Source organism: Azospirillum formosense, from assembly GCF_040500525.1.
Classification (GTDB): Bacteria; Pseudomonadota; Alphaproteobacteria; order Azospirillales; family Azospirillaceae; genus Azospirillum; species Azospirillum formosense_A.
Map to the genome: position 1 here is coordinate 791,770 of NZ_CP159402.1, position 22,722 is coordinate 814,491.

20 protein-coding genes are annotated in these 22,722 nt (G+C 68.2%); 16 read left to right on the top strand and 4 right to left on the bottom strand.

Features of this window, described 5'->3' with window-relative positions; genetic code table 11:
- Positions 1–102: 102 nt before the first annotated feature.
- Positions 103–1,263 carry an iron-sulfur cluster carrier protein ApbC gene (gene apbC / locus ABVN73_RS03730; protein WP_353858987.1) on the bottom strand — a complete coding sequence of 387 codons (1,161 nt, stop codon included), beginning with the start codon at positions 1,261–1,263 and terminating at the stop codon, positions 103–105.
- Positions 1,264–1,447: 184 nt separating this feature from the next.
- Here apbC and hflK point away from each other — a divergent pair, with 184 nt between their 5' ends.
- The 4 genes from hflK (at position 1,448) to ABVN73_RS03750 (ending at position 5,697) form a co-directional block, all read left to right on the top strand.
- The gene (gene hflK / locus ABVN73_RS03735) at positions 1,448–2,638 is read left to right on the top strand and encodes an FtsH protease activity modulator HflK (protein ID WP_353858988.1); all 1,191 of its coding nucleotides are present in this window, start codon (positions 1,448–1,450) and stop codon (positions 2,636–2,638) included.
- 11 nt (positions 2,639–2,649) lie between these two features.
- A complete protein-coding gene (gene hflC, locus ABVN73_RS03740) occupies positions 2,650–3,597 on the top strand; it encodes a protease modulator HflC (protein WP_353858989.1) in 948 nt (315 codons plus the stop codon).
- 127 nt (positions 3,598–3,724) lie between these two features.
- Positions 3,725–3,913 carry a DUF2065 domain-containing protein gene (locus tag ABVN73_RS03745; protein WP_353858990.1) on the top strand — a complete coding sequence of 63 codons (189 nt, stop codon included), beginning with the start codon at positions 3,725–3,727 and terminating at the stop codon, positions 3,911–3,913.
- 254 nt (positions 3,914–4,167) lie between these two features.
- Complete coding sequence (locus ABVN73_RS03750; protein ID WP_353858991.1) at positions 4,168–5,697, top strand: DegQ family serine endoprotease; 1,530 nt, start codon at positions 4,168–4,170, stop codon at positions 5,695–5,697.
- Between the two features lie 83 nt (positions 5,698–5,780).
- On the opposite strand, the gene serB is transcribed toward ABVN73_RS03750, so the two are convergent.
- The gene (gene serB, locus ABVN73_RS03755; protein WP_353858992.1) at positions 5,781–6,677 is read right to left on the bottom strand and encodes a phosphoserine phosphatase SerB; all 897 of its coding nucleotides are present in this window, start codon (positions 6,675–6,677) and stop codon (positions 5,781–5,783) included.
- A gap of 160 nt (positions 6,678–6,837) precedes the next feature.
- Between serB and ABVN73_RS03760 the strand changes: the two genes are divergently transcribed.
- The 6 genes from ABVN73_RS03760 to ilvC all read left to right on the top strand — a co-directional run bounded on the left by ABVN73_RS03760 (position 6,838) and on the right by ilvC (position 13,441).
- Positions 6,838–7,326 (top strand): cupredoxin domain-containing protein, encoded by a 489-nt coding sequence (locus ABVN73_RS03760; protein WP_353858993.1) that lies wholly within the window; start codon positions 6,838–6,840, stop codon positions 7,324–7,326.
- Between the two features lie 79 nt (positions 7,327–7,405).
- Positions 7,406–8,398, top strand: coding sequence for a tRNA (adenosine(37)-N6)-dimethylallyltransferase MiaA (miaA, locus tag ABVN73_RS03765; RefSeq protein ID WP_353858994.1), 993 nt, complete (start codon positions 7,406–7,408; stop codon positions 8,396–8,398).
- A gap of 18 nt (positions 8,399–8,416) precedes the next feature.
- On the top strand, positions 8,417–9,631 hold the full coding sequence (locus ABVN73_RS03770) for a PLP-dependent aminotransferase family protein (protein WP_353858995.1): 1,215 nt from the start codon (positions 8,417–8,419) through the stop codon (positions 9,629–9,631).
- A 306-nt stretch (positions 9,632–9,937) separates the two neighbouring features.
- A complete protein-coding gene (locus ABVN73_RS03775) occupies positions 9,938–11,701 on the top strand; it encodes an acetolactate synthase 3 large subunit (protein ID WP_014239994.1) in 1,764 nt (587 codons plus the stop codon).
- A gap of 50 nt (positions 11,702–11,751) precedes the next feature.
- On the top strand, positions 11,752–12,258 hold the full coding sequence (gene ilvN / locus ABVN73_RS03780) for an acetolactate synthase small subunit (protein ID WP_174440724.1): 507 nt from the start codon (positions 11,752–11,754) through the stop codon (positions 12,256–12,258).
- 163 nt (positions 12,259–12,421) lie between these two features.
- Positions 12,422–13,441 (top strand): ketol-acid reductoisomerase, encoded by a 1,020-nt coding sequence (gene ilvC / locus ABVN73_RS03785; protein ID WP_035672698.1) that lies wholly within the window; start codon positions 12,422–12,424, stop codon positions 13,439–13,441.
- 182 nt (positions 13,442–13,623) lie between these two features.
- On the opposite strand, the gene phoU is transcribed toward ilvC, so the two are convergent.
- Positions 13,624–14,328, bottom strand: a complete 705-nt coding sequence (gene phoU, locus ABVN73_RS03790; RefSeq protein ID WP_014239997.1) for a phosphate signaling complex protein PhoU — start codon at positions 14,326–14,328, stop codon at positions 13,624–13,626.
- A 186-nt stretch (positions 14,329–14,514) separates the two neighbouring features.
- Between phoU and ABVN73_RS03795 the strand changes: the two genes are divergently transcribed.
- From ABVN73_RS03795 to mrdA, 5 genes are all read left to right on the top strand, one after another.
- On the top strand, positions 14,515–15,054 hold the full coding sequence (locus tag ABVN73_RS03795) for a TIGR00645 family protein (RefSeq protein WP_353859456.1): 540 nt from the start codon (positions 14,515–14,517) through the stop codon (positions 15,052–15,054).
- A 465-nt stretch (positions 15,055–15,519) separates the two neighbouring features.
- Positions 15,520–16,560: a rod shape-determining protein gene (locus tag ABVN73_RS03800; RefSeq protein ID WP_014240000.1), complete on the top strand. Its 1,041-nt coding sequence runs from the start codon at positions 15,520–15,522 to the stop codon at positions 16,558–16,560.
- Positions 16,561–16,650: 90 nt separating this feature from the next.
- Positions 16,651–17,520 carry a rod shape-determining protein MreC gene (gene mreC, locus ABVN73_RS03805; RefSeq protein WP_353858996.1) on the top strand — a complete coding sequence of 290 codons (870 nt, stop codon included), beginning with the start codon at positions 16,651–16,653 and terminating at the stop codon, positions 17,518–17,520.
- Complete coding sequence (gene mreD, locus ABVN73_RS03810; protein WP_353858997.1) at positions 17,517–18,029, top strand: rod shape-determining protein MreD; 513 nt, start codon at positions 17,517–17,519, stop codon at positions 18,027–18,029. Before mreC ends, mreD begins: the two co-directional genes overlap by 4 nt.
- Positions 18,030–18,085: 56 nt before the next feature.
- Entirely contained in the window at positions 18,086–19,963 is a 1,878-nt protein-coding gene (gene mrdA / locus ABVN73_RS03815; protein WP_353858998.1) for a penicillin-binding protein 2, read from the top strand.
- Between the two features lie 135 nt (positions 19,964–20,098).
- Here mrdA and ABVN73_RS03820 read toward each other — a convergent pair whose 3' ends face one another.
- Complete coding sequence (locus ABVN73_RS03820; protein ID WP_353858999.1) at positions 20,099–21,799, bottom strand: methyl-accepting chemotaxis protein; 1,701 nt, start codon at positions 21,797–21,799, stop codon at positions 20,099–20,101.
- Positions 21,800–22,021: 222 nt separating this feature from the next.
- Here ABVN73_RS03820 and ABVN73_RS03825 point away from each other — a divergent pair, with 222 nt between their 5' ends.
- Positions 22,022–22,690, top strand: a complete 669-nt coding sequence (locus ABVN73_RS03825; protein ID WP_353859000.1) for a DedA family protein — start codon at positions 22,022–22,024, stop codon at positions 22,688–22,690.
- Positions 22,691–22,722: the final 32 nt, after the last annotated feature.

Consider the following 22,722-nt stretch of genomic DNA (forward strand, 5'->3'; position numbering starts at 1 on the left):
AGCTTCGCAGGGGAGGGGACAAAACTCCCTCTTCTGCGTCAGCGGGGGAGGGAAGGGGCCCGCGGCGCAAGCCGTGGGAAGGGTGGGGCAAGCAAGCCCTCCTTACGACACCACGATCCGCGGCGCCGCCCGCGCCGGGCCCTGCTCGCCGGCAATCTTCTCCCACAGGCGCTTGGCGATTCCGCGGTAGACCTTCGCGTGTTCCGACTCGGGCTGGGACACCACGATGGGCTGGCCCTGGTCGGAGGTCTCGCGGATGTCGAGGTGCAGCGGGACCTCGCCCAGGAACTCCATGCCCAGGTCGGAGGCCTCCTTGCGGGCGCCGCCGTGGCTGAAGATGTCCGTGCGGTGGCCGCAGTTCGGGCAGCAGAAGTAGCTCATGTTCTCGATGATGCCGAGGACGGGCACGTCCACGCGGCGGAACATGTTCAACCCCTTGCGGGCGTCCAGCAGGGCGATGTCCTGCGGGGTCGAGACGATGACCGCCCCGGCCAGCGGCACCTGCTGCGCCATGGTGAGCTGGGCGTCGCCGGTGCCCGGCGGCATGTCCACCACCAGAACGTCGAGGGTGCCCCAGTTCACGTCGCGCAGCATCTGCTGCAGGGCGCTCATCACCATCGGGCCGCGCCAGATCATCGGCGTGTCCTCGGCGACGAGGAAGCCCATCGACATCACCTTGATGCCGTAGTTCTCCATCGGCTCCAGGATGCGGCCGTCGCGGCTAGTCGGACGGCCGGAGATGCCCAGCATGCGCGGCATGGACGGGCCGTAGATGTCGGCGTCCAGCAGCCCGACCTTCAACCCGTTCGCCGCCATGGCGAGGGCGAGGTTGCTGGCCGTGGTGGACTTGCCGACGCCGCCCTTGCCCGACGCAACGGCGACGATGGCCTTCACGCCCGGCACCAGCGGCTTCTGCTCCGACGGCTGCCCATGGGAGTGGCCGCCATGGGAATGGCCCTGGCCGCCGTGGGAATGCCCGTGGCCCTGCTGAGGGGCGGCGCCCTGGCCGGCCGGGCGGTGAGCCGTCAGCACCGCGGTGACCGACAGGACGCCCGGCAGGGCCTCCACCGCCTTCTCGGCGGCGTGGCGCACCGGCTCGGCTTGGGCGCCGCGCTTGGGGTCCACTTCGATGGAAAAGGCGACGTGCCCGTCACGCACGACAAGGCCGGAAAGCATGCCGAGGCTGACGACGTCCTTGCCCCGTTCCGGATCGACAACCGTCCTCAGAGCTTCAAGGACTTGAGCTTCGCTGACCTGCGCCATGGTTGAAAACTCCGCTTCCTTCCCGATATTGGCGGATATCCGTCGGTGAAATCCTTCCCCGAATGGGATGGGCACTATAGGGCCGGCGGACAATAATGGTAAAGGGATCGGACGGTCCGGAAACGATTTGTTTTCCGGAATTTCCGTCCCAAGAATTGAGAGAGCGCGAAGGGGAACGAACGGAATGCCGTGGAGCAATCAGGGAGGGGGCGGCGGTGGCGGCCCCTGGGGTCCTCCGCCGGGTGGCGGCGGTCAGAATCCGTGGGGCCGTCCGCCGGGTGGCGGTGGCGGCGGTGGTGGCGGCGGCGGAGGGCCGCAGCCGCCGGACCTGGAGGATCTGCTGCGCCGCGGCCAGGACCGCCTGAAGCGGGTGATGCCGGGCGGCGTCGGCAGCGGCCGGGGCATCGCGCTCGTCGTCGGCCTGCTGGCCGTGGTCTGGCTGGCCAGCGGCATCTACCGCGTCGAGGCGGACGAGCAGGGCGTCGTGCTGCGCTTCGGCCAGTGGGTGCGCACCGAACAGCCCGGCCTGCGCTACCACCTGCCGTCGCCCATCGAAACGGTGCTGATGCCCAAGGTGACGCGCGTCAACCGGATCGAGGTCGGCTACCGCTCGGCCGGCGACGGCCGCCGCGGCGACCGCGATGTTCCCGACGAGTCGCTGATGCTGACCGGCGACGAGAACATCATCGACATCGACTTCACCGTCTTCTGGGTCATCAAGGACGCGGGCGAGTATCTGTTCAAGATCCGCGACCCCGAGGCCACCGTGAAGAAGGCGGCCGAAAGCGCGATGCGCGAGGTCATCGGCCGCACCGACCTGCAGCCGGCCCTGACCGAGGCCCGCCAGCAGATCGAAACCTCCACCCGCCAGCTCCTCCAGGCCATGCTGGACGACTATGAGGCGGGCATCGAGGTGACGCAGGTGCAGCTGCAGAAGGCCGACCCGCCGGCTCCCGTCATCGACGCCTTCAACGACGTGCAGCGCGCCCGCGCCGACCGCGAACGCGCCCGCAACGAGGCCGAGGCCTACCGGAACGACGTGATCCCGCGCGCCCGAGGCGATGCGGAACGGCTGATCCAGGAAGCCTCCGCCTACCGCGAGCAGGTCGTGAACCTGGCCCAGGGTGACGCCGACCGCTTCCGCAAGGTCTTCGACGCCTACTCGACCGCCAAGGACGTGACCGCCAAGCGCATGTATCTGGAGACCATGGAAGAGATCCTGCGCGGCGCGAACAAGGTCATCATCGACGGCAACGCGCAGGGCGCGCAGGGCGTGGTTCCCTATCTGCCGCTCAACCAGCTTCAGCCGGCCCCGGCTGGCGCGCAGTCGCCGAACGGCGCGGCGCGGCCCGCCGGCCAGCCGCCGGCCCGTTGAGGAGGGATGCCATGAACCGCACTTTGTTGGTCGCCGGCATCGGCATCCTCGCCGCGGGCGTGCTCGCCTCGGCCTCGCTGTTCACGGTGAACGAGGCGCAGCAGGCGCTCGTCCTCCAGTTCGGCGAGCCGATGCGCGTCATCCGCGAACCCGGCCTGAAGGCCAAGGTCCCCTTCATCCAGGAAGTCCGCATCCTCGACCGCCGCGTGCTCGACCTCGATCCGCCGGTGGAGCAGGTCATCCTGGCCGACCAGAAGCGCCTGGACGTGGACGCCTTCGCGCGCTACCGCATCCTGGACCCGCTGCGCTTCTACCAGACCGCCGGCAACGAGGCGGTGGCCGAGACGCGGATGAACGCCATCGTGAACTCGGCGCTTCGCCGCGTTCTCGGCAGCGTGACGCTGCTCGCCATCCTGTCGGACGAGCGTCCGCGCGTGATGAACGACATCCGCGGGCAGGTGAACGACGAGGCCAAGCGATTCGGCATCGAGATCGTCGACGTCCGCATCCGCCGCGCCGACCTGCCGGAGGAGACCAGCCAGTCGATCTTCGCCCGCATGCGGTCGGAGCGTGAGCGCGAAGCCGCCGAGGCCCGCGCCCAGGGTCAGGAGCAGTCGCAGCAGATCCGCTCCCGCGCGGACCGCGAGCGCACCGTCATCCTGGCCGAAGCGCAGCGCGATTCGCAGATCCTGCGCGGTGAAGGCGACAACCAGGCGCTCAAGCTGATCGCCGAGGCGACGTCGCAGGACCCGCAGTTCTACAGCTTCTACCGGACGCTCGAAGCCTACCGGAAGTCGCTGAACAAGGACGACACCACCATGGTGCTGTCCCCGACCGGCGAGTTCTTCCGCTACTTCGGCGACATCACCGGCGGCGGCAACGGCCAGCCGGCTCCGGCCTCGGGCAGCGCCCCGGCGCCGCAGCGGGCTCCGGCCCCGGCGACCGCCCAGCAGCAGTAAGATCGTCGCGCTCGACGCCCCTTCCCCGGATGCCGGGGAGGGGGTGGGGTGGGGGCTCCCGTTCTCCCACCCCGATTTTGTTCTCCCGCCCCCCTTTCGTCTCCAAGCCGGAAGCGCCGCCCGACCGATGACGGATTTCTTCACCGCGCTGGCCCTGGTCCTGGTGATCGAGGGCGTGCTCTACGCGCTGTTCCCGTCCGCGATGCGGCGTCTGATCGTCGAGGCGCTGACGATGCCGGAAAACCGGCTGCGCACCGTCGGGCTGGTGACGGCGATGGCCGGCGTCGGATTCGTCTGGCTTCTGCGGGGCGCCTGACACCCTTTTGCCGCGCGCGTCGCTGGACCGCGCCGCCATTTTCCGGCCATACTCCGACTTCTATACTCGCGCGTCCTCCGTGGCGGATGGGACCCGTGCGCCTTTGCTTGAAGCGGTGACGCGCGGGGATTACATCCGGCACACGGATCGGTGAAGCGCCCCCTCGGACCGCGACACGCAAAAGCCGCGGGCCGATTGGTACAGATGGCCGATTGGAACAAGAAGGTGCCGGACGTCCGGCAGGGAGAGCTGAGTTGAACCCGAACCACCCCATCCACCGCGCCGAATCCGGCCGCCGGCTGCGCGTCGTGCCGCTGATCGCCGCTCTCCTGTTGGGGCTGTCCGCCGCCGTCGGCACCCCCGCCATGGCCCAGTCGCGCCCGGCGCCGACCAGCTTCGCCGACCTGTCGGAAAAGCTGCTGCCCGCCGTGGTCAACATCTCGACCAGCCAGGCGGTGCCGCAGCGCCAGCAGGGCGCGCGTCCCGAGATGCCGCAGTTCCCGCCGGGCTCCCCGTTCGAGGAGTTCTTCCGCGACTTCTTCGACCGCCAGCAGCAGGACCAGCCGCAGCAGCCGCGCAAGTCGACCTCGCTCGGTTCCGGCTTCATCATCGACGCCAAGAACGGCTACGTGGTCACCAACAACCACGTCATCCAGGACGCCGACGAGATCACCGTCATCCTGCAGGACGACACCAACATCAAGGCGGAGCTGATCGGCAAGGACCCGAAGACCGACGTCGCCCTGCTGAAGATCACCACCAACCACCCGTTGGTCGCCGTTCCCTTCGGCGATTCGGACGCGATGCGCGTGGGCGACTGGGTGCTGGCCATCGGCAACCCCTTCGGCCTGGGCGGCTCGGTCACCGCCGGCATCATCTCGGCCCGCCAGCGCGACATCAACGCCGGCCCCTACGACGACTTCCTGCAGACCGACGCCTCGATCAACCGCGGCAACTCCGGCGGCCCGATGTTCAATCTGAACGGCGAGGTCATCGGCATCAACACGGCGATCTTCTCGCCGTCGGGCGGTTCGGTCGGCATCGGCTTCGCCATCCCGTCCAACCTCGCCAAGCAGGTGGTCGCCCAGCTCCGTGAGTATGGCAAGACCCGCCGCGGCTGGCTGGGCGTGCGCATCCAGGGCGTGACCCCGGAGATCGCCGAGAGCCTGGGCCTGCAGGGCCACAAGGGCGCGCTGGTCGCCTCCGTCACGCCGAACGGCCCGGCGGCCAAGGCCGGCATCCAGGCGGGTGACGTGGTCACCAAGTTCGACGGCAAGGAAATCAACGAGATGCGGCGCCTGCCGCGCGTCGTCGCCGAGACGCCGATCGACAAGGCCGTCCCGGTCGAGGTGTGGCGCAAGGGCAAGTCGCAGCAGCTCCAGGTGAAGGTGGGCGAGCTTGAGGCCGCCGAGGAATCGGGCCTTCTCGCCGCCAATCCGGACGAGCAGCGCCGCCAGCCGCAGCAGGCCCCGGCCCAGAAGCCGACCGAGACGCTGGGTCTGAAGCTGACCAACATCACGCCGGAGCTGCGCCAGCAGTTCGAGATCAAGCCCGAGCTGAAGGGCGTCGTGGTGACCGAGGTGGCCGGCAACTCCACCGCGTCGGAGAAGGGCATCCGCGCCGGCGACGTCATCATCGAGGTCGGCCAGGAAGAGGTCCGCAAGCCGGAGGATGTGACGTCCAAGATCCAGAAGGCCAAGGAGCAGGGCAAGAAGTCCATCCTGCTTCTGGTGGACCGTCACGGCGACCTGCGCTTCGTCGCCATCCCGCTCAGCCAGGGCTGATCCGAGGGCTATCCCGAAAAGAAAAGGGCACCGGCGGGAGACCGCCGGTGCCCTTTCGCTTTGTAAAATGCGCCGGTTGGCGGTCAGCCCTCCACGAACTCCCCGATCCGGTAGCCCTGGGCGAACAGCAGGGCGGTGAGGTCGCCGTGGTCCACGCGGGCGCGGGCCTGGGCGGCCACCGTCGGCTTGGCGTGGAAGGCGACGCCCAGACCGGCGGCCAGCAGCATCGGCAGGTCGTTGGCGCCGTCGCCGACGGCCATCGTCTCGACGGTCGGGACGTGGCGCTCGCCGGCGTAGGCGAGCAGGGCCTCCAGCTTGCTGTCCTTGTCGAGGATCGGCTCGACCACCGCGCCGGTCATGACGCCGTCCACCACCTCAAGCACGTTGCCGCGGTCGTCGTCGAAGCCGACCCACTGGCGCACCCGCTCCGTGAAGCAGCGGAAGCCGCCGGAGACCAGCACGCAGGTCGCCCCGTTGGCGCGCATGGTGGAGACCAGCGTCCTGGCGCCCGGCATCAGTGTGGCGCGCTGCCACACCTCGTCGACGACGCTCTCGTTCAGGCCCTTCAGCAGGGCCACCCGCTCGCGCACCGCGCCCTTGAAGTCGATCTCGCCGTTCATGGCGCGGGCGGTGATCGCGGCGATGTGGTCCTTCAGCCCGACGTAATCGCCCAGCTCGTCCAGCATCTCCTGCTCGATGATCGTCGATTCCATGTCGGCGACCAGCAAACGCTTCCTCCGGTTGCCCGGCTTCTGGGCGATCACGTCGATGGCAAGGCCGTCCAGAGCGCGGCGGACGGCGGCTTCGGCCTGTTCGGGCACCAGCCCATCTTCAGCGATGTCGCAGGCGCGGTCGGGCGCCAGCCAGTCCGGCTTGGCGGTGTCGGCTCCCAGCGCGGTCAGGGACGCGCGGGCGGCCTGCACGGCCTGCTCGTCGAGAACGGCGGAGGCGGCGGCGATCAGCGTAACGACAGCGCTCATGGCGGGGCGATCCTGGAAGAGCCGTGGGGAAGGGCGCGCGCGCTCCCTAGCACAGCCGGGACCCTCCGCCAACCCACTCCGCCAAGCGTCGTAGACATTCCGCGCCGGGAACCCGGGCGCTTCCCGCCGCGTTTCCGCTCAAATCGCCGGAGGTCCGTCCATGATCCAGCGGCCTGCCACCCTTCTTCCCCCATCCATTCTCGCTTTCACCCTGATCCTGGCCGGATGCGGCACCGGGACCGATCTGGCGCAGCGACCGCCCCCCGGCTATGTCGGCGACGTGGCGGCCCGCGTCTCGGCGGTGGACTGGGCGCAGGCCCGTCCGGTGACTGTGCAGTTGGACGAGTTCCGGTTCCAGCCCGACCGTCTGGCCTTCGACCGGGGGACGCCCTACCGCCTGACGCTGGAGAACCGCGGGAACGTCGCGCACACCTTCACCTCCGAAGGTTTCTTCAAGGCCATCGCGGTGCGGCGGGTCACCACCGCGCAGGGCGCCGTCGAGACGCCGGCCCTGGTGAATCTGGAGATCCCCGCCGGCCAGACCGACGTGGTGGACTTCATCCCGATCGAGGCCGGAACCTACGACCTGGCCTGCCACGAACCGCTGCACAGCAGCTTCGGCATGACCGGGACGATCACGGTTCGCTGAGGCGCCATCCGGTCGGCCTTGCCAAGCCGTGTCCTCCCCTGCCATACGCTGTAGCCGGAGGAACGTCAGGCAAGGCGACATGGTTCAGGACAGCCCGCGGAACCGGGATGTGCGGCACCGGCATGTGGTGGTGATCGGCGGCCCGACGGCGTCGGGCAAGTCGGGCATGGCGCTCGATATCGCGCTGGCGCGCAACGGCACGGTCATCAACGCCGACAGCATGCAGCTCTACGCCGAGCTGGACGTGCTGACCGCCCGCCCGGGAGCGGAGGATCTGGCGCTGGCGCCGCACCGGCTCTACGGCGTGCTGCCGGCGGCGGAGCGCGGGTCGGCCGCGCGCTGGCGCGACATGGCGCTGGCCGAGATCGCCGAAGCGCACGCCGCCGGGCGCCTGCCCATCGTCGTCGGGGGCACCGGCCTCTATCTGCGCACGCTGATGGAGGGGTTAAGCGCCGTCCCCGCCGTCCCGGACGAGGTCCGCAAGGCCGCCCACGCCCGACTGCGGGAGCTGGGCGGCGAGGCCTTCCGCGCGGAGCTGGTGCGCCGCGATCCCGCCTCGGCCAAGCTGAGTCCCGGCGACACCACCCGCCTGACCCGCGCCTGGGAGGTGCTGGAGGCCACCGGCCACCCGCTGTCCCACTGGCAGACCCAGCGGGCCGAGGGCGCGCCGGAGGGGCTGGCCTTCGCCGTGCTGGTGATCGACCCGCCGCGCGACGCGCTCTACGCCAACTGCGACCGCCGCTTCCGCGTGATGATGGGGCAGGGGGCGCTGGAGGAGGTGCGGCGTCTGGACGCGCTCGGCCTCGATCCCGACCTGCCGGCGATGAAGGCGCTGGGCGTGCCGGAGCTGCGCGACCATCTGCGCGGCGCGCTGACTCTCGACGAAGCCATTGCGCTGGCTCAGCAATCGACGCGCCGCTACGCGAAGCGGCAGGTCACATGGTTCCGCCACCAGCTCGCGGCCCGGCCGCCGGCCTCCGCGCTGCATGGCTGCCATACGATCAATTCGCTCTACACAAGACCACTTAGTGAAGCAATACTGACCTATCTTGAAACGACGTTGCGTCGTTGACCCTCAGGAGGATTGAAAGTGACGGTCGATTGGGGAAACGTGTTTGCCGGTCGCGTCGCCGGCATGGGGGCTTCGGAAATCCGGGAGCTGCTGAAGCTGCTCGAGCGGCCGGAAATCATCTCCTTCGCCGGGGGCATCCCGGACCCCGATTTCTTCCCGACCGCGGCCATCGCCCGCGCCTATGAGAAGATCTTCCAGTCCAACGGCGGGGCCGGCGGCGCGCTTCAATACACCATCAGCGAAGGCTACACGCCGCTGCGCGAGTGGATCTGCGCCTATCTGGGCCGCCGCGGCATCCAGGCCGGGCTGGACGGGGTGTTGGTGACCAACGGCTCGCAGCAGGCGCTGGAGTTCGTCGGCAAGCTGCTGATCGGGCCGGGCGAGAAGATCCTGGTGACGCGCCCGACCTATCTCGGCGCGCTCCAGGCTTTTTCGCCCTACGAGCCGCAGTACCTCTCCGTTCCCGGAGACGCCGAGGGGCCGGACCTCGCCGCGGTGGAAGCGGCGCTGGAGCAGAAGCCGAAGTTCTTCTACCTCGTCCCCGACTTCCAGAACCCCAACGGCACGACGATCTCGCTGGCCCGCCGCGAGGCGCTGCTGGACCTCTGCGCCAGGCACGGCGTGCCGATCGTGGAGGACGCCGCCTACACCGAGCTGCGCTACGAGGGTGAGCCGATCCCGTCGATGGTCGCGCTGGACGCCGCCCGCAACGGGGGCAAGATCACCAACGTGCTCTTCTGCGGCTCCTTCTCCAAGACGATGGTGCCGGCGCTGCGCGTGGGCTGGATCAACGGCCCGGCCGAGGTGATCAACCGTCTGGTTCTGATGAAGCAGGCCGGCGACCTGCACACCAGCACCATCAACCAGATCGTGCTGCACGACGTGGTGTCGGAGAACTTCGACAGCCACATCCGCCGCCTGCGCGCCAGCTACAAGGAGCGCCGTGACGCCATGCTGACCGCGCTGGCCGAGTTCGCCCCGGCTGGGGTGGCCTGGACCAGGCCGGAAGGCGGCATGTTCGTCTGGATCGAGCTGCCGGAGGGCACCGACGGGGTGGACCTGCTGGCCCGTGCGATCAGGGACGCCAACGTCGCCTTCGTCCCCGGCTCGGCCTTCCACGCCGACCGCTCGGGGAAGAACACGCTGCGCCTCAGCTTCTCCAACAACAACCCGGAGCGCATCCGCGAAGGCATCCGCCGCCTCTGCGGCCTGCTCCAGACCGTCGCCGCGTAAGCGCCGCCGGTCCCCCGCGCAACGGCCTGCCTCCGCACCCGCGGGGCAGGCCGTTCGCGTTTCCGGGCGGCTTTGCGGGGAGGGCGGTCTTTCCAGCTTGCGAAATATTTGGAAAAACTGCGGCAAAAAATCTTTTCGATCATTCGCAAAATGGGTTGACCAAAGACGGACGGATTGTCTAGTTTGCCGGTCCCGGCCTTCGCCTTTGGGGATAACCCCTTGTTTTCCCAGCAGGCCATCGCCGGGGTTTGAGAAGGAACAGGGCCGCCCGTGAAAAGAGGGGCCCCCATTGGAAGGTCGTGAGCTATGCCCGAACAGAAGCTGACCGGCGCGCAGATCGTCATCAAGGCCCTGAAGGACCAGGGCGTCGACATCATCTTCGGTTATCCGGGCGGCGCGGTACTTCCGATCTACGACGCCATCTTCCAGCAGAACGACATCAAGCACATCCTGGTCCGGCACGAGCAGGCCGCCGTGCACGCCGCCGAAGGCTACGCCCGTTCCACCGGCAAGGTGGGCTGCGTGCTGGTGACCTCCGGCCCCGGCGCCACCAACGCCGTGACGGGCCTGCTCGACGCGCTGTGCGACAGCATTCCGCTGGTCTGCCTGTCCGGGCAGGTGCCGACCCATCTGATCGGCAACGACGCCTTCCAGGAGGCCGACACCACCGGCATCACGCGCCCCTGCACCAAGCACAATTACCTGGTGAAGGACGTCAACCAGCTGGCCCGCACCATGCACGAGGCCTTCTACGTGGCGCGCAGCGGCCGTCCCGGCCCGGTGCTGGTCGACATCCCGAAGGACGTGCAGTTCGCCGACGGCACCTACATTCCGCCGACCGAAGTGAAGCACAAGACCTACCGCCCGCAGGTGAAGCCCGAGATCGCCCGCGTGGAGGAGGCCATCGAGCTGATCGCCACCGCCAAGCGCCCGATCTTCTACACCGGCGGCGGCGTGGTGAACGCCGGCCCGATCGCGGCCAAGCTGCTGACCCAGTTCGTGAAGATGACGGGCTTCCCGATCACCTCGACCCTGATGGGGCTGGGCGCCTTCCCGGCGTCGGACCCGCAGTGGCTGGGCATGCTGGGCATGCACGGCACGTACGAGGCGAACCTCGCCATGTACAACTGCGACGTCATGATCAACATCGGCGCCCGCTTCGACGACCGCGTGACCGGCAAGCTGTCGGAGTTCGCGCCGGGCTCGAAGAAGATCCACGTCGACATCGACCCCAGCTCGATCAACAAGAACGTCGCGGTGGACATCCCCATCGTCGGTGACGCCGGCGCCGTTCTGGAGGACATGATCCGCATCTGGAAGGCCCGCCAGAAGCGCGCCGACCAGACCGCGCTGAAGGAGTGGTGGGGCCAGGTCGAGGGCTGGCGCGCCCGCAACTGCCTGAACTACAACCGCACCGAGGCGGTCATCAAGCCGCAGTACGCGCTGGAGCGGCTGCGCGAGGCGTTGCGCGGCAAGAACCATTACGTGACGACCGAGGTCGGCCAGCACCAGATGTGGGCCGCCCAGTTCCTGCCCTTCGACGAGCCGAACCGCTGGATGACCTCCGGCGGCCTGGGCACCATGGGCTACGGCCTGCCGGCGGCCATCGGCGCCCAGCTCGCCCACCCCGACGCCATCGTGGTGGACGTGTCGGGCGAGGCGTCCTTCCTGATGAACATGCAGGAGATCGGCACGGCGGTGCAGTACCGCGCCCCGGTCAAGATCTTCATCCTGAACAACAAGTACATGGGCATGGTGCGCCAGTGGCAGGAGCTGCTGCACGGCTCCCGCTACTCCAACAGCTACTCCGAGGCGCTGCCCGACTTCGTGAAGCTGGCGGAAAGCTGGGGCTGCGTCGGCCTGCGCGCGACCACGGTGGCCGAGGTGGACGAGGTCATCGAGAAGATGCTGGCCGTCACCGACCGCCCCTGCATCATCGACATCGCCGTGGACCCGAAGGAGAACTGCTTCCCGATGATCCCCGGCGGCAAGGCCCACAACGAAATCCTGTTCGGTCCGGAGGACAGCCCGTCCGACGCCACGCCGGAAGACGGCATGGTGCTGGTCTGATCGCGGCGACCAAGACGAACGGTTGAAGGCCCTCTGGCGGAGTACGGATCGTGGAAGAGAAGATCGAGAAGCACACCATCGCCGTGCTGGTGGACAACGAGCCGGGCGTGCTGGCCCGCGTCATCGGCCTGTTCTCGGGCCGCGGCTACAACATCGAAAGCCTGACGGTGGCGGAGGTGAACAACGCTGACCACCTGTCGCGCATCACCCTGGTCACCTCCGGCACCCGCATGGTGGTGGAGCAGATCAAGGCCCAGCTCGACCGGCTCGTGCCGGTGCACAAGGTGCACGACCTGACGGACGAGGGGCCGTCGGTGGAGCGCGAGCTGGCGCTGGTCAAGGTCGCCGGCACCGGCGAGCGCCGCATCGAGGCGCTGCGCCTGGCCGACATCTTCAAGGCCAAGGTGGTGGACGCCACCCTGACCTCCTTCGTGTTCGAACTGACGGGCACGACGGCGGAGGTCGACGACTTCGTCGGGCTGATGGCCCAGCTCGGCCTCGTCGAGGCCAGCCGGACCGGCGTCGTCGCCATGTCCAAGGGGCCCACCGGGTTCTGATCCCGGCCTCATGACGGCCAGGAATGACGGTGGGACAACCCAGCCCGCCGTCCTTTATCAGCCCATCGAACAGTGTTCTGCTTGACGCGGCCCTTTCGCCGGTGGAGTAATTCCGCTGCGCAAAACCCGCACCACCAGATCGAAAAATCCAAGGAAGACCACCATGCGCGTCTATTATGATCGTGATGCCGACGTGAACCTGATCAAGGGGAAGAAGGTCGTCATCGTCGGCTACGGCAGCCAGGGCCACGCCCACGCCAACAACCTGCGTGACAGCGGCGTGAAGGACGTGCGCATCGCCCTCCGCCCCGGCTCGGCCACCATCAAGAAGGCTGAGAACGCCGGCTTCACGGTCATGTCCCCGGCCGAGGCCGCCGCCTGGGCCGACGTGGTGATGATCCTCACCCCTGACGAGCTGCAGGCCGACCTCTACCGCGACGACCTCGCCAAGAACCTGAAGGAAGGCGCCGCGCTGGCCTTCGCGCACGGCCTGAACGTGCACTTCAACCTGATCGAGCCGCGCGCCGACCTCGACGTGTTCATGATCGCGCCGAAGGGCCCCGGCCACACCGTCCGCGGCGAGTACCAGCGCGGCGGCGGCGTGCCCTGCCTCGTGGCCGTGCACCAGAACGCCTCGGGCAACGCGCTGGACATCGCCCTGTCCTACGCCTCGGCCATCGGCGGCGGCCGCGCCGGCATCATCGAGACGACCTTCAAGGAAGAGTGCGAGACCGACCTGTTCGGCGAGCAGGCCGTGCTCTGCGGCGGCCTGACCGAGCTGATCAAGGCCGGCTACGAGACGCTGACCGAGGCCGGCTACGCCCCGGAGATGGCCTATTTCGAGTGCCTGCACGAGGTGAAGCTGATCGTCGACCTCATGTATGAGGGCGGCATGGCCAACATGCGCTACTCGATCTCCAACACCGCCGAATACGGCGACTACAAGACCGGCCCGCGCATTATCACCCCGGAGACCAAGGCCGAGATGAAGCGCGTTCTGGAGGACATCCAGACCGGCCGCTTCGTCCGCGACTGGATGCTGGAGTGCAAGGCCGGCCAGCCGTCCTTCAAGGCGACCCGCCGCCGCAACGCCGAGCATTCGATTGAGCAGGTCGGCGAGAAGCTGCGCGCCATGATGCCGTGGATCGCCGAGCGCCGTCTGGTGGACAAGTCCAAGAACTGATCGGTTCCTGGATCGAGAAACGGGAAAGCGCGCCGCGAGGCGCGCTTTTTTGTTTTTGGGGTGCAGGAATGGGAAACTTTGGCCCCCTCCCTAACCCTCCCCCGCTGCGCGAGGGAGGGGACATACCTCCCTCCACCGCAAAGCGGGGGAGGGTCGGGGAGGGGGCAAGCGCTCGCTTTCCCTCACACATCCCCCCGCGACCGGTCCGCCTTCGGCCGCTCGTCGAGCAGCGGCCGGCCGGTGTGCACGAAATGCACCACCTCGGCGATGTTGGTCGCGTGGTCGCCGATGCGCTCCAGGCTCTTGGCGATGAACAGCAGGTGCATGTGGGCGGTGAACATCTCCGGCAGGCGGGCGGCCGACTGGTTGATGCTCTCGCACAGGCTGGTGTAGAGCGCGTCGACCTCGTCGTCGGTGCGCCAGACGCGCAGCGCCAGCTCGACGTCGCCGTCCACATAGGCGTCCACCGCGGTGGTCAGGCGCTGGCGCACCAGCCGGCCCAGGTTGGGCAGGGTGCTCATCGCCGGGGATTCGGGGAATTCGGCCACGGCGACGGCGCGGCGGGCGGTGTTGGCGGCGTGGTCGCCGACGCGCTCCAGGTTGCCGGCGATCTTCAGCGCGGCGATCACCTCGCGCAGGTCGTCGGCCACCGGCTGGCGCAGCACCAGCATGCGCATGCAGTTGGCCTCGATCTCATGCTCGTAGCTGTCGAGCCGCGCGTCGGACTCGACGATGGCGCGGGCCTGCTCCGGGTTGCGCTGGGTCAGGCAGGTCAGCGCGCCGTCCAGCTGGGTTTCCGCGGCGCCCGCCATCTGCACGATGCTGGCCTTCAGCCGCTTCATGGCGTCTTCGAACGCGGTGACGATGTGCGGGGCGGGGTGCTTCATGGGGCTGGCCTTATCGGTGCGGCGGACGGCCGGGAACGTTACCGTTTCGCAGCCTCGCAGGCCAGTGCTCTTGCCACGGGGCGACACGGCGGGGGCGGCATGGGAAAGGTTGATTTCGCATGTGCGAAATGGCAAGAGTCCGGCCTTCCTACCCCTTATGACCAAGCGCGGACGCCGACCGTCATGATCGAACGCCGTTTCGAACAGATCATCTTTGCCAGCCGCTGGCTGCTCGCCCCCTTCTATCTGGGGCTCGTCGTGTCGCTGGTGCTCCTGCTGGCGAAGTTCACCCAGGAGATCTTCCACATCGTCCCGCACGTGCTGGAGATGCAGGAAAAGGATGTGCTGCTGGCCGTGCTCACGCTGATCGACCTGTCGCTGGCCGGCAACCTTCTGCTGATGGTGATCTTTTCGGGATACGAGAACTTCGTGTCCAAGATCGACGTGGCCGACCACAAGGACCGTCCGGACTGGATGGGCAAGGTCGACTTCGGCGGGCTGAAGCTGAAACTCATCGCCTCCATCGTGGCGATCTCGGGCATCCACCTGCTGAAAAGCTTCATGAGCATCGACACCACCAGCAAGGAGAACCTGATGTGGATGGTCATCGTCCACATGACCTTCGTGGTGTCGGGCGTGCTGCTGGCCCTGATGGACCGCCTGGAAGGGAGCCATCACGGAGCGCACGGAAAGGCTGCGGCCGCGACGACATCCGGCCATCCTTGAGGCCGCCGGAAGGGGCCGGCACCGGGGCGCCGGAGCGGTTTCAAACGCGACACAAAGCCGTTGCGGCGGGTGGGGAATCAGCCTAAGGATAGCCTCCGGCGCGAGCGGGGCGGTGGCCCGGATGCCGGAGGCTTCCGCCTCCCGTTGACGGAAAATTAACCCTGACGCGGCAGTGTGGCGAACACCGGAGGACGGCGTTCCGCCAAGACTTCGGGGAATGGATATTCCGCCGGGACCGGCCTTGCCTCAAGGACCGCCTCCCATCGACCAGAGCGCCGGACCGGCGCCGGCACCCGCCCCACGGGCGCCGGGAACAGGGTTCGGCAAGGCGTGCCGGTTGCACTCTCCGCTTGAGCGCGAAGGGGCATTCGTCTATGGAACCGTTGGCGGGCGTGGCCCTCCGCACCGGAGCGGGCACATCGCCGGCAAGGCCGTCTCAACCGCATTGAAGAGTTAGTCGGGTCCATGCTTTCCAAACTCCTCGGCGTGCTTTCCGCCGACATGGCGATCGATTTGGGGACGGCCAACACCCTGGTCTATGTCAAGGGCCGCGGCATCGTTCTGAACGAACCCTCGGTCGTGGCCATCGCCAACGTCCGCGGCAAGAAGCAGGTGCTGGCCGTCGGCGACGAGGCGAAGATGATGCTGGGCCGCACGCCCGGCAACATCCAGGCCATCCGCCCCCTTCGCGACGGCGTCATCGCCGACTTCGAAGTCGCCGAGGAGATGATCAAGCACTTCATCCGCAAGGTGCACAACCGGCGCAGCTTCGCCAGCCCGCAGGTCATCATCTGCGTGCCGTCGGGCTCCACCGCCGTGGAGCGCCGGGCGATCCAGGAATCGGCGGAGGCCGCCGGCGCCCGCCGCGTCTTCCTGATCGAGGAGCCGATGGCCGCCGCGATCGGCGCCGGGCTTCCGGTGACGGAGCCGACCGGTTCCATGGTCGTGGACATCGGCGGCGGCACCACCGAGGTGGCCGTGCTGTCGCTGGGCGGCATCGTCTATTCGCGCTCCGTGCGCGTGGGCGGCGACAAGATGGACGAGGCCATCATCGGCTACATCCGCCGCACCCACAACCTGCTGGTCGGCGAAGGCTCGGCGGAGCGGATCAAGAAGGAAATCGGCTCGGCCTGCCCGCCGGAAGACGGCGAGGGCCGCATCCTGGAGATCAAGGGCCGCGACCTGATGAACGGCGTGCCCAAGGAACTCATCATCTCCGAGCGGCAGATCGCCGAGTCCCTGGCGGAGCCGGTGTCGGCCATCGTCGAGGCGGTGAAGGTCGCACTGGAGCACACGGCGCCGGAACTGGCCGCGGACATCGTGGACAAGGGCATCGTGCTGACCGGCGGCGGCGCGCTGCTGGGCAACCTGGACTTCGTCCTGCGCCACGCCACCGGCCTGCCGGTGTCGATCGCCGACGACCCTCTGTCCTGCGTCGCGCTGGGCACCGGGCGGGCGCTGGAAGAGATGAAGACGCTGCGAAACGTCTTGGTCAGCGCCTACTGATTGGTGTATTGCTCGGTTGGGTTCCCCCGGTGGTTCGTCCATTCGCCGGCGTAGCCGGGGGCGGATCGCGTACCTGGACGGGATGATCCTGTGAAGCCTCGCAATTCCGGTTCCGTCGTGCGCCTTGCGGCCCCGCTGCGGGCGCTCGCCCAGCGCTTCTCCTTCCTGCTGCTGGTGCTCGCCTCCATTGCCCTGATGATGGTGGGCCGGATCGACGCGCTGTCGGTGGACAGCGCGCGCGCCCGGGTGACCGACGCCTTCGCCCCGATCCTTGATGCGATTTCGCGCCCCGCCGCCACCGCCGCCCACGTTGTGGAGTCGGTGGTCGAGGTGCAGAACGCCTTCGAGGAGAACCAGCGGCTGAAGGCGGAGAACGCGCGGCTGCTGCAGTGGAAGCAGGCGGCGCTGCGGCTTGAGGCGGAGAACATCAGTCTCCGCTCTCTGCTGAAGGCCACGCCGGAGCCGTCCTCCTCCTTCATCACGGCGCGGGTCATCGCCGCTCCGGGCAGTTCCTTCCTGCGCACGCTGGTGGTCACCGCCGGCCGCCGCGACGGGGTGCGCAAGGGGCAGGCGGCCATCGCCGGCAGCGGGCTGGTCGGCCGGGTGGTCGAGGTCGGGGAGTGGTCGGCCCGCGTCCTCCTGCTGACCGACATCAACACGCGCATCCCCGTCGTTCTGGAGCGCTCGCGCCAGCGGGCGGTGATGGCGGGCGACAATTCCGACCAGACCCGGCTTCTCTACCTGCCGCCGGAAGCGCCGGTGCAGGTGGGCGAGCGGGTGGTCACTTCCGGTCACGGCGGGCAGCTCCCGCCGGGCCTGCCGGTGGGCGTGGTGTCCTCGGCGGGTGAACGTGGCGTCCGGGTGCAGCCGAACGTCGATCTGTCGCGGGTGGAGCACCTGCAGCTGGTCGAGTTCACCCTGCCGGGAAGCGAGGCGGAACCGTCATCCGAGTCGAAATGACGCTGACCTGGTGGCAGCGGCTGGACAAGACGGGGCGGAATCTCGCCCCGTTCGCGGTGACGGTCATGCTGGCTCTGGCCGGGATGATCCCTGTGCCGCTGCCCGGCTATGCGTCGGTGGCGCCTTTCCTGACCGCCATCGCCGTCTATTATTGGGCGATCCACCGGCCCGACCTGATGGGGCCGGGCACCGCCTTCCTGATCGGTTTGCTGCAGGATCTGCTGACCGGCGGGCCGCTGGGGGTGAACGCGTTGGTGCTGGTGCTGGTCCATTGGGCGGTGTCCAGCCAGCGGCGGGTGCTGGCGTCGAGCACCTTCGCCCTGATGTGGTTCGGCTTCGGGCTGGTCATGATGGGCGTGGCCTGCATCCAGTGGCTGGCCTTCTCGGCGCTTCAGGCGACGGTGCTGCCGTTCCGGCCGGCGCTGTTCCAGGCGCTGCTGACCATGGCCTTCTTCCCGGCGATCGCCTGGATGCTGATCCGCGTCCACCGGGCGTTCCTTCAAGGGTGATGGCCGGGGGGAGCCGGCAGGGATGATCTGGCAGGGGATGTGAGCCTTTGACTGCGATGGACCGCGACACCGACCGCTACCGCCTGCTGACCCGCCGCGCCGCCGTGCTGGGCGGGCTGAAGCTCGCCGGTCTGTCCGCTCTGGTCGGGCGGCTCTATTACCTGCAGGTGGTGGAATCCGCGCGCTACACCATGCTGGCGGAGGAGAACCGCATCAGCCTTCGGCTGGTCGCCCCCTCGCGCGGCACCATCGTCGACCGCTTCGGCGTGCCGCTGGCGGTGAACCAGCAGAACTACCGCGTCGTCGTGGTGTCTGAGCGCACGCGCAACATCCAGGACACGCTGGACAAGATCTCAAAGATCGTCCCTCTGACCGACGGCGACCGCCGCCGCGTGATGCGCGAGCTGCACCGCAAGCGCCGCTTCGTGCCGGTCACCGTGCGCGAGAACCTGACCTGGGAGCAGGTCGCCACCATCGAGATGAACACGCCGGACCTGCCCGGCGTCGCCATCGAGGTCGGCGAGATCCGCCACTACCCGGAGGCGGAGGCGACCGCCCATATCCTGGGCTATGTCGGCGCCGTGTCGGAGGCCGAACTCAACGGCGACCCCGTGCTGTCGCTGCCCGGCTTCCGCATCGGCAAGGCCGGGATGGAGAAGTACCACGAGAAGGCGCTGCGTGGCACGGCGGGCACCAGCCAGCTCGAGGTCAACGCCGTCGGGCGCGTCATCCGCGAGCTGTCGCGCGACGAGGGGCAGCCGGGCCGCGAGGTCCAGCTGACCATCGACATCGGTCTTCAGAAGTTCGTGCAGCAGCGGCTGGCGAAGGAGATCAGCGCCTCCTGTGTGGTGATGGACGTGCACACCGGCGGCATCTACGCCCTCTGCTCCCACCCCAGCTACGACCCCAACCAGTTCACCATGGGCATCAGCGCCGAGCTGTGGGAGGAGCTGCTGTCCAACCAGGCGACCCCGCTGAACAACAAGGCGGTGGCCGGGCAGTACCCGCCGGGCTCGACCTTCAAGCCGGTGGTGGCCCTGGCGGCTCTGGAATCCGGCTTGATCGCCCGCAACCATTCGGTGTTCTGTCCGGGCCACATGGATCTCGGCGACCACCGCTTCCACTGCTGGAAGAGGGGCGGGCACGGCACGGTGGACGTGGTCGGCGCGCTGCGCCATTCCTGCGACGTGTGGTTCTACGACGTGTCGCGGCGCATCGGCATCGACCGCATCGCCGAGATGGCCAACCGCTTCGACATGGGGCAGCTAACCGGCCTGGACCTGCCGCACGAGCGGCCGGGCCTGATTCCCTCCATCGACTGGAAGAAGGGGGCGCTCGGCAAGCCCTGGGCGCAGGGCGAGACGCTGATCGCGGCGATCGGGCAGGGCTATGTGCTGGCCACGCCGATGCAGCTCGTCGCCATGACCGCGCGGCTGGCCAACGGCGGCTTCGCGGTGAAGCCCCACCTGACCAAACAGATCAAGGCGCTGTCGGCCGAGCAGACGACCTGGCCGCCGATCGGGGTGAAGAAGGAGAACCTCGACCTCGTCCTGCGCGGCCTCTACGAGGTGACCAACGCGCCGAACGGTTCCGCCTACAAGTCGCGCATCACCGAACCCGGCTACGAGATGGCCGGCAAGACCGGCTCCGCCCAGGTCCGCCGCATCACCATGGCGGAGCGCAGCACCGGCGTGAAGAAGAACGAGGACCTGCCCTGGCGGGAGCGCGACCACGCGCTGTTCATCTCCTACGCGCCGGTCAGTTCCCCGCGCTACGCCTGCGCGGTGTTCGTGGAGCATGGCGGCGGCGGCTCCACCGCGGCGGCGCCCATCGCGCGCGACATTCTTCTGGAATGCCAGAAGCGCGATCCGGGCCGCTCCGCCGTGGCGGAGAGCGCACCGCCGCCCCCGCCGCCGGAGGGCACCCGGGGCTGAAGCGAATTTTCATTCGCTTTGGACTCCTTGGCCTTACTGGCCGGGCGGGCTTCGGCCGCATGCGCGGCCGGGACCGCCGTCGCGGTCCAAAGCGGAATGCCTTCCGCTTCAGCGGCCTTCCGAGCGTGCGCCTGTCTATGCCGCGCGCACCTCGGCCAGGAACTGGTCCACCTCGCGCTTCAGACCGGTCGCACGTTCGGCCAACCGGTCGGCGGCTCCCTTCACGCTGTGGGTGGCGGCGCTGGTCTCCGCCTCCGCCTGCTGGATGCCGACGACGTTGCGGGACACCTCGGCGGTGCCGCTGGCGGCCTGCTGGGCGTTGCGGCTGATCTCCCCCGTCGCGGCGCTCTGCTGCTCGACCGAGGCGGCCATTTCCGCGGTGGAGCGGTCGATGTCCTCGACCTGCGTGATGATCGCGCGCATGGCGTCCACCGTCCGGTTGGAGGCGCTCTTCACCGCGGCGATCTGGTTGCCGATCTGCTCGGTCATCGCGTGGGTCTGGTTGGCGAGGTTCTTGACTTCGCTCGCCACGACGGCGAAGCCCTTGCCGGCCTCGCCCGCGCGGGCGGCCTCGATGGTCGCGTTCAGAGCCAGAAGGTTGGTCTGGGAGGCGACGGAGTTGATGGCGGCGACGATCTGGTCCACCTGCTCGATGGCTCCGGACAGGGAATCGAGCTGGGTCTGCGCCAGATCGGCGCCCTCCGCCGCGGCCTTGGAGCGGGCGGCGGCGCGGGACACGCGCTCCGCCAGTTCATGGATCGAGGCGGACATTTCCTCCGACGCCGCGGCGACGGTCTGCACGTTGGCGCTGGCCTCCTCCGACGCACCGGCCACGGCGCCGCACTGGGCGCTGACTTCCTCGACCGAGGCGGAGAGCTGGGAGGCGGTGGCCTGTAGCTCCGTCGCGGCACCGCCGACGTCGTTGACGATGGCTCCCACCCGCGCTTCGAACCGGCCCGCGAGGTCGAGCATCGCCGCGCGCTTCTCCGCCTGGGATTTGGCCGCAGCCTCCTTGGCCTCGCGCTCCATCGCGCGGTTGCGGATCAGGTTGGTCTTGAACACCTCCGCGGTGGCGGCGATCTCCCCGACCTCGTCCTTGCGTCCGGTGCCGTACAGCATGGTGTCCAGGTTGCCGTCGGCAAGGCCGCGCAGGCAGCCGACGATGGCCTTCACGGGCCGGACGATGCCGAACTGGGACACCGCCCAGCCGAGCAGCAGCCCCGCCAGGATGCCGATGGCGGCGGCGATGGCGAGCTGGACCGACCGGGATTCCGCCAGGGCGGACGCATCCTGCGACAGCCGCGACGCCTTTTCGTCGGTGTAGGTGGTGTAGGCGATGGTCAGATTCTGAAGTGCCCGCGCGGCGTTCGCGCTTGCATCCACCGACGCCAGGATGTCGCGCTGATTCTGGGTTAGGTCGCTGCCGCCCTTGATTCGGCGGGCAACGGCGATCGTGTCTTCGAGCTCCTTGTAATAGAGCGCCAGAGCGCTCTCGAACGAGGACAGCACACGGCTCTGCTCCGCGTCGCTGGTTCCCTTGACCTTGGCAAGCAGCCCGCTCACGGCCTCGCGAGTCTTGCCGATGGACGGGAGAACCTGCTCCAGATCGCCGGGATTGGCGGCCAGCCGGTACTCGTCGCGGTTCAGTTCAACAACCATGCGGTTGATGCGCGCGCCAAGCTTCATCTCTTCGCCGGCCAACTTGATTTCGTCGGTCGCGCGGCTCAGAGCGTCCAGGCCGGCGATCGACGTGGCGGTGATGCCTGCGCAGATCGCAGCCAGGAAAACGATGATGGAGAGGATCTTGGTGGAAATCTTCAGATTGCCAAGCTGCATTTGGGAATTCCGCCATGAAAGCCCGGATGGCCCGTACAGACTGGGGCCTCGCAAAGGGGCCGGTATGGAAGGGATTTTTATAAAATCCAGGGCGGCACCGCTTTGATGTCGGTCAAATAGGAAAGAAAAAGGTGGTAGCCCTCTCTTTCGCCCCATTGACGCGCCAGGAACCGTCTGCCGCTGAAGCCTGTTCCAGAGGGACGAAAAATTGGATGGACTGACATGGCCGGCGGACTGACCAATTGGCTGGTGGATGTGATGCACACGATGAATTACGTGGGCATCTTCCTGCTGCTGGTTCTGGCGCGGGTCATCCCGCCGGTTCCCGCGGAATCGGTCATTCCATTGGCCGGCATCGCGGCGGCGCAGGGCGAGTACAATCTGCTCGGCGTCGCCTTGGCCGGCGGGCTGGGATCGCTGGCTGGGCAACTGGTCTGGTTCCTGCCCAGCCGCCTGATGGGGCGCGACCGGCTGGAGGCCTTTTTAAAGCGCTACGGGCACTGGCTGACGATCCATCCCAAGAAGGTCCGACGAAGCACGGAGTGGTTCGGAAAGCATGGCGGGATCGCCGTCTTCCTGACCCAGCCGGTGCCGGGGGTGCGGACGCTGATCTCGATCCCGGCGGGGGCCTGCCGGATGTCGATCCCGCTCTACTGCCTCTATTCGGGGGCCGGCTCGATCCTGTGGACGCTGCTGCTCGCCTGGACCGGCTACATGCTGTCCCGCTGGCCCTTCGCGCACAGCTTGGTGGGCTACTTCACCGTGGGTCTGCTGGTGGTCCTGGTCGGCCTCTATCTGTACCGGCTGGTCAGCCATTTCCACGGCATCCGCCGCGCCCAGAAATCGTCGGGCGGCGATCCGCCGGTGGCGGGGGCCCCGCTCAGCCCTTAAATTCAGTCCTTGAACTCGGCCCTTCGACCGGA